Source organism: Enterococcus sp. NBRC 3427 (assembly GCF_007996925.1).
GTDB lineage: Bacteria > Bacillota > Bacilli > Lactobacillales > Enterococcaceae > Enterococcus_B > Enterococcus_B lactis.
The window spans coordinates 1-7077 of the sequence record NZ_BJLL01000087.1; the positions used below are offsets into that span (position 1 = coordinate 1).

10 protein-coding genes are annotated in these 7077 nt (G+C 37.4%); 6 read left to right on the plus strand and 4 right to left on the minus strand.

Translation table 11 applies throughout. From position 1 onward, the window contains the following. Window positions 1-55: 55 nt before the first annotated feature. Window positions 56-508: a hypothetical protein gene (locus ESP02_RS12555; protein WP_002375328.1), complete on the minus strand. Its 453-nt coding sequence runs from the start codon at window positions 506-508 to the stop codon at window positions 56-58. Between the two features lie 181 nt (window positions 509-689). Between ESP02_RS12555 and ESP02_RS12560 the strand changes: the two genes are divergently transcribed. Both ESP02_RS12560 and ESP02_RS12565 read left to right on the plus strand, forming a co-directional pair. Next, window positions 690-1094 carry a hypothetical protein gene (locus tag ESP02_RS12560; protein ID WP_038398469.1) on the plus strand — a complete coding sequence of 135 codons (405 nt, stop codon included), beginning with the start codon at window positions 690-692 and terminating at the stop codon, window positions 1092-1094. Further along, window positions 1095-1439: a hypothetical protein gene (locus ESP02_RS12565; protein ID WP_002375324.1), complete on the plus strand. Its 345-nt coding sequence runs from the start codon at window positions 1095-1097 to the stop codon at window positions 1437-1439. 227 nt (window positions 1440-1666) lie between these two features. On the opposite strand, the gene ESP02_RS12570 is transcribed toward ESP02_RS12565, so the two are convergent. Both ESP02_RS12570 and ESP02_RS12575 read right to left on the minus strand, forming a co-directional pair. Continuing rightward, on the minus strand, window positions 1667-2182 hold the full coding sequence (locus ESP02_RS12570) for an LURP-one-related/scramblase family protein (protein ID WP_002375323.1): 516 nt from the start codon (window positions 2180-2182) through the stop codon (window positions 1667-1669). Window positions 2183-2207: 25 nt separating this feature from the next. Beyond that, window positions 2208-3077: a Cof-type HAD-IIB family hydrolase gene (locus ESP02_RS12575; RefSeq protein WP_002312156.1), complete on the minus strand. Its 870-nt coding sequence runs from the start codon at window positions 3075-3077 to the stop codon at window positions 2208-2210. 125 nt (window positions 3078-3202) lie between these two features. Here ESP02_RS12575 and ESP02_RS12580 point away from each other — a divergent pair, with 125 nt between their 5' ends. The 4 genes from ESP02_RS12580 (at window position 3203) to ESP02_RS12595 (ending at window position 6131) form a co-directional block, all read left to right on the plus strand. After that, the gene (locus ESP02_RS12580) at window positions 3203-3883 is read left to right on the plus strand and encodes a uracil-DNA glycosylase (protein WP_002308387.1); all 681 of its coding nucleotides are present in this window, start codon (window positions 3203-3205) and stop codon (window positions 3881-3883) included. Between the two features lie 152 nt (window positions 3884-4035). Continuing rightward, a complete protein-coding gene (gene pta, locus ESP02_RS12585; protein WP_002312157.1) occupies window positions 4036-5016 on the plus strand; it encodes a phosphate acetyltransferase in 981 nt (326 codons plus the stop codon). 124 nt (window positions 5017-5140) lie between these two features. Then, window positions 5141-5614, plus strand: coding sequence for a tRNA (adenosine(37)-N6)-threonylcarbamoyltransferase complex ATPase subunit type 1 TsaE (gene tsaE, locus ESP02_RS12590; protein ID WP_002375318.1), 474 nt, complete (start codon window positions 5141-5143; stop codon window positions 5612-5614). Then, the gene (locus ESP02_RS12595; protein WP_002375316.1) at window positions 5607-6131 is read left to right on the plus strand and encodes a GNAT family N-acetyltransferase; all 525 of its coding nucleotides are present in this window, start codon (window positions 5607-5609) and stop codon (window positions 6129-6131) included. Before tsaE ends, ESP02_RS12595 begins: the two co-directional genes overlap by 8 nt. A gap of 167 nt (window positions 6132-6298) precedes the next feature. Here ESP02_RS12595 and ESP02_RS12600 read toward each other — a convergent pair whose 3' ends face one another. Continuing rightward, entirely contained in the window at window positions 6299-6832 is a 534-nt protein-coding gene (locus ESP02_RS12600; RefSeq protein ID WP_002291442.1) for a 3'-5' exonuclease, read from the minus strand. Window positions 6833-7077 lie beyond the last annotated feature (245 nt).

Consider the following 7077-nt stretch of genomic DNA (forward strand, 5'->3'; position numbering starts at 1 on the left):
TTTTGAACACCGTTTGTTCGAAATAAAGGACTGTGACACGATTTTTGTCACAGTCCTATTTGCTATCTGTTGTAAAATTGTATTCGACTCCGAATGAATCTTTTAGCCTTGCTTGATTGTCAGCTACCCATGTAAATTCCTTTTTGTAATCTTTTCCGATTAGATAAGTTTTTTTATTATCAGAATCGATTTCCACTTTTCCATTTTTGACTTTCCTGTTGAAACTTTGCAGTAATTCTGGATTATCAGTAGAAATAGTTTCGGAAGGAAAGTCTTCTTTAATCATTTCAGCCAGTAACAGTCGATCGGTTTCGCTTAACAATTTTGTTGGAGAGGTATTTAAATTTATATTTTGTTTAAATTCTTTACTGATTTCTAAATACCCATTATCTAAAATATAAGTTCCTCTAGTTTGTAAGGTTCCATTAGCTGTAATTTGTTCTATTGTGACATAAGTTATTTTATTGTAATTCGAATTGCAACCGCTGATTATGAATAATAATAACAAATGTGATGTATAAATAGTTCTTTTTAATAACTTTTTTTCATGTGATCCTCTCCTTAAATCTCTATTTTTCTAATATTTTACCATATTTATAAAATAATGGTAATATAATTGAAGTTTTGTTTGATGTGCATAAAAATTCTATTTATAAATCAGAGTGTAAAAATATAAATGGAGGTTTTTTATGATTAAAAATGTTTTTTTATCTAGTTGTTTTTTACTGTCCGTTGCTGTTTTTTTATTAAGTAATAACGGTGTCCATGCTGAAGCAAAAGATTTTAGCTATGGTGAGGATGTTCCTTCTCACATTGTAGAAACTACTATTTTTGATTTCAATCAAATGAAGTTTATCACTATTTCTCCGCAAGCTATATTGACACGTTATTGGACAAGTGGATGGACAACGACTGGAAATCCTGCTCCAGCTGTTGCATTCTTCCAATCCGGAGCCTATCGAGGTTGGCTTGGAAAATATAGGGAAATGCCTGTTTCAAATGGAACTCGAGGATATTATGAGGGATATTTTTATCACCATTCCTTACCTTTACCGATTCTTTCAAAAATAAATTTCAGGGAAGGAGATATATAAATGAAAAATTTTAAGAACTTATTTATTTTAACAATGGTTATATGGGGATTAACCGCTTTTTCACAAAAAATACATGCCGATACAAATGATTTAAGTGCTGAGCAAGTAATGAGTACTATCAATAGCAGAGGTAGTAAAGTTATCTACCATACAAGACGGTCGGCTACTTTAAGCGGTCTAACAAATACAATTATATATAATGATGGTATTTATTGTGGGCAATTATATTTACAAAGTTGGTCTTACGACAAAGATTTTGCTACAGGAAGATTCTGGTATGTAGGGATATACAGAGGGACGGTCAGATCGAATGGAGGATGTCCTATCGGTCGATTAAAGTCTTAATATGTGATAGGAGAATATAGATGGATGAAATAGCACTTTTTTAGTTCATCAAGAGTGTTTGAATACCTCTGCTTCGTGGGGAATTTTGGTATTTTCTATTATTGATAAGAAATATTGGGAGTCGTTACTAGATCAAGTAACGACTCCCAATATCGTAGATTCTTCATTTTGACTTAGATTTTGAGTTTGTTTATTGTTAGCTTGCTTTCATGCTACTTTTATTTTTTCTAATTCACATCAAATCGATAGGATAAAGGCTTTTCTTTGTTTTTGTTCTTTCGGTAAAGCCAGTAATCTAAAACCGCAGCAATACAAATACAAACAGGAGCATCTTCATCATTTGAGATATCCAGTACATAGTAATCTCCTGAAAAAAGCGTAGCTTTATCCATCTTCATGATTTGTTGATTGAAATGATGGATTTGATATTGATGATTATAGATATCACCTTGGACTGTCCAGTGAAGCCTACGAATATAATAAAAATCACCGGGCCAATTGAATATTTTCTGCATGGTTCCCACTTTTTCGAACTCCTTATACAGCTCAAAACGTGTACCGAATGTCAGGCTTATTTGCTTGATGTGGGCAACAAGATCGCCATTCATGGCATAAAGAGACAACGCATCGCCCTTTGTTCCCCAGCGACCAACCATCAAAAACAGGGAATGCCCTTTTTCGTTTTTGACGATTGTCCGAGTTGCACGTCCAAGCTGTTTTTCCTGAATGAAAAATTCTGACATCTATATCCCTCTTTTCTAGATAAAACTATAAGTCTTCTGCAATCGCGCGCAATATGGCTTTTCCTACGCCAGATTCAAGGTTCGTGTCCGTTGTATATTTAGCATAATCTTTTACTTCGATTTCTGCATTTCCCATTGCAAAACTGACTCCTGCCACTTGCAGCATGCTGACATCATTGAAATTATCACCAATCGTCATGACTTCTTCTAAAGAAATGCCACGCTCATGCGCGACATGGGCAACGGCAATCCCTTTTTGAGCGTTTTTATGGTTCACTTCAATATTGTTTTGACCAGAAGAAGTGACAGCTAAATCGCCTAAAAGAGAAATCTGCTTACCAACTGGTCCTAACACAGCAGGTCCTTCTGTATGAAAACAGATAATTTTCAAGACTTCCAGATTCTTTTCTTCCAAAATGGTACGAATACTGTCTACATATGTGATGTGCAGCAACTCCAGCTTAGCTGAGGCCATGGCAATCGCCATTTTATACGTAAGGTGAGGTAAATGGGTAGCGACCATGGAAGCAAAACTTTCGATCCGCTTCGCTTGATTTTCAGAATAAAGACCATCGTTGGTTGCTACTTCATAGTAAATACCGTTAGCGTCTAAAATATCCAAAACAGAGGTTGCTTGATTATTTGGGATGGATACGGTAAACAAGGAATTTCCTTCTTTATCAAATACTTGTGCCCCGTTCAAAGTGATCATCGCACAATCGATTCCTACTTCATCCAAAGCGGCGCGAGCTTCTTGATAGTTTCGTCCAGTAGCGACCATGAACTCAACGCCGGCATCGTTTGCAAAACGTATCGCTTCGGCATTTTCAGGAGAAACACTCATATGGGCATCTAATAATGTGCCATCCATATCTGATGCAATTAATTTGATCATAATGATTATCGTTCCTTTCTGCTTCTTGTTCCTAGTTTACCATATTAATCAAGTGCTGAGGGGGAAGATTGTCCCTTGTGATTGAAGAAAATGTGAGTTATTCTTTTTATTAGGAGGTGGAGGTTTTGAAAGAAATCATTCATAACAGTTGGCAAGAAGTTTTGTCCTCAGAATTTTCAAAAGATTATTATCTGCATCTAAGAGAATTTTTAAAGAAAGAATATGCGACCCAAAAGATTCATCCAGATATGTATCATATCTATGAAGCGTTGGAATTGACTCCTTATGAAGAAGTCAAAGTAGTGATCTTAGGACAAGATCCTTATCATGGAGAAAACCAAGCTCATGGATTATCTTTTTCTGTGCAGCCCGGCGTGAAGATCCCGCCATCTTTAAGAAATATCTACAAGGAGCTTCATGATGATCTTGGTATCGTACCTGTTCAACATGGAAACCTAGTATCATGGGCTAAACAGGGAGTCCTCTTACTCAACACTGTCCTTACTGTTAGGGAAGGGCAAGCTTATTCACATCGCGGGAAAGGTTGGGAAAGATTAACAGACACGATCATTGAAAAATTAAATGAACGAGAAAAACCAATCGTGTTTATCTTGTGGGGAAAACCGGCGCAAGAAAAAATCAAAATGATCGATAAGAGCCGTCATATCATCATTACATCTCCACACCCCAGTCCGCTATCTGCAAGCCGTGGCTTTTTTGGTTCCAAACCCTTCTCAAAAACGAATGATGCACTCCTTGCGTTAGGAGAAGAACCGATTGATTGGCAGCTGCCTGAAACAGTGTAATAAAACAGCGCTTTCCTGTTATAGCGCAGTTTGCCATGTATGTGAAAAACTTCATTTTTCCGGCATTTTTGACTGATACAGATAAAATAAACTGTTCTTTTTTTATGGAATAGTGTATGATAATACATATAAAAATGTCTGGAGGTCATCTTGTGGAATTGTTTGATAGTTTAAGATTTAAGATTGTTCGCCGTGGGATCAAAATCGTTTTCCCGGAAGCTACTGATGCTCGAATTTTAGGTGCAGCTGCCCGGTTGAAAGCAGAAGAACTGGTGGAACCCATTTTAGTAGGAAACGAAGAAGAAATAAGAAATGCAGCACATGCAAGAGGAATCAAAACATCTAGTTTTACGATCATTAGTCCTGATACTTATGATAAGTGGGATGAAATGGTAGATGCTTTTGTCGAACGTAGAAATGGAAAGGCATCCAAAGAACAAGCAGAAAAGATTTTAAAAGATGTAAATTACTTTGGCACGATGCTTACGTATATGGGTGTTGCAGACGGCATGGTCTCTGGAGCAATCCATTCGACTGGTGACACTGTTCGTCCAGCACTTCAAATCATCAAAACAAAACCTGGTGTCAGTCGGACAAGTGGTGCGATGATCATGGTACGTGGAAGAGACCAAGAAAAATACGTCTTTTCTGATTGTGCGATCAATGTGAATCCAACTGCACAAGAATTGGCGGAAATCGCTGTAGATTCTGCAAAAACAGCTGAACTGTTCGATATCGAACCAAAAGTGGCGATGATGAGCTTCTCGACAAAAGGTTCAGCGAAATCGCCAGAAGTAGACAAAGTAGTTGAAGCCACTAAAATCGCTAAAAAACTAGCACCGCAATATTTGATCGACGGCGAATTGCAATTTGATGCTTCTTATGTTCCTTCAGTTGCACAACTAAAAGCGCCAGATTCAGAAGTAGCTGGTCAAGCAACAGTCTTTGTATTTCCAGAATTGCAATCAGGAAATATTGGCTATAAAATTGCTCAACGTTTCGGTAACTTTGAAGCAATCGGACCAATCTTGCAAGGTTTGAACAAACCGGTTTCTGATTTGTCTCGTGGAGCAAATGAAGAAGACGTATATAAATTATCGATTATCACAGCAGCACAAACATTGATTGATTAACAAATACACACGGACTAGTCCAAAAACGGCAGCTGCTGTTCTTGACTAGTTCGTTTTTTTCTTTAAAAAAACTTCATTACGCGATATACTGGCAAAAAGAAAGAAGAGCGGGAGAAGATGAAAAATGATCGAACTATCAGGATTAACAATGACAGAACAATTTGCAGAGGCAATTGGTCATTCCGCCATGCCAGGTGATAATCTGATATTGACTGGTGATCTAGGTGCGGGTAAAACAACATTGACGAAAGGTATCGCCCAAGGACTGGGAATAACGCAAATGATCAAAAGTCCGACATACACGATTATTAGAGAATATAATCAAGGCAGGATTCCGTTGTATCACATGGATATTTATCGGGTAGCAACTAGCGGAGCTGACTTAGGGTTAGATGAATATTTTGAAGGAGATGGGCTTTCCGTTGTCGAATGGGGAAATCTATTAGAAGAAGCACTGCCAGAAGATTATTTGGAACTGATTTTAGAAAAAAGTGATACAGATTTAGAAAAGCGTTATGTGAAATTAGTCTCATATGGGGAACAAAGTGAAACATTCAAACAGCGAATCCTAGAAAAATGGGTTGAAAACCATGAGTGAAGAAATTGGAATCATCTTGCGGGAAGCAGTGCCAAAAGATGCAAAAGATATTCTTTCGATGATGGAACAAGTCAATAGCGAGACAGAATTTTTAGCTTTAGATGAAGCAGAACTTCTTTTACCCCCAGAAACTTTAGCAGAAGAGTTGGGTTATATGTACGAAAGCAACAATAATTTATTGTTGCTTGCTATCAATGAGGGGACGATTGTTGGAACAGCATCAGTCAAAGCAGACAGTCAATTTCGTTTATCTCACGTGGGAGAAGTCGGTATCAGTATCCTGCAGGAATATTGGGGAATGGGACTAGGTACTCTTATGTTAGAAGAAATCATCAATTGGGCGAAGGAAATGGGTGTACTTTTTCGATTGGAGCTGGATGTTCAAGTTCGTAATGAAAGAGCCGTACACCTTTACCAGAAAATGGGTTTCCAAATCGAAGCGGTCATGCCTAGAGGGGCAAGAACAGATTTAGGTGAATTTTTAGATGTATATAAAATGAGTTATTTGATTGAATAGAAAAAATAAGAAAAGAGTTAAGAAACTGTCAACCTTTTGGGAAGGCAGAAAAACGCACGAATGGACTGTGACAAAAGTCGTGTCGCAGTCCATTTTTTTGAGCTAATACTCAGGTCAAAACGCTGATTTCACAACCTCTTTGTGCGTTTCATAAGTAAATGATTGTTTTACTTTATAGTCACGAGTTTTTTCAATGGATCTGTCCCGAATTTTTTTTCTTGATAAAGCAGGATTTCCGCACACGCACGACTATCTTCCAATGCATCATGATGATGATCTAATTGGATGTTCAAATTTTCGCACACAGTGTTCAATCGATGATTTGGAAATTCAGGGAACAAGCGACGACTGCTTTTCACTGTACATAAAGAAAGATAATTAGGCTGTTCGAGGTGGTAATAATCTAAACAACCTGCTAAGACCTTTGTATCAAAAGCAGCATTATGTGCAACGACTAAACGATTTTTTTGAAAATATGGTTGGATAGTTTGCCAGACTTCTGGAAATTTTGGCGCATTGCGTACGTCTTCTTGATGGATTCCGTGAATTTGGACGTTTCGCCAGAAAAAAGGAGTTTCAGGCTGTATCAATGTATAGAATTCATCGACGATTTGGCTGTTTTTTACCATGACTAACGCAAGAGAACAAGCGCTATAAGGCTGATGATTGGCAGTTTCAAAATCCATGGCAACAAAATTCATTTCTGTAAAACCTCCTTGGGAAATTACTGTAACATACTTTTGAAAAAAACAAATAGTTTTAACAAAAAACATAGGATTTTTTATGTAGTTTTTGTAGAGAAAAGCTATTTTTTGAACTCATTCCTTGCGACTCGGAGTTAGACGAGAGGATCATGACTTCTCGGTATCAGCTCACAAAACGGCAAAATATGAGGAACTATTTTGCCGTTTTCTTTCTCTAATACTCAGATCAGGACGCTGATTTC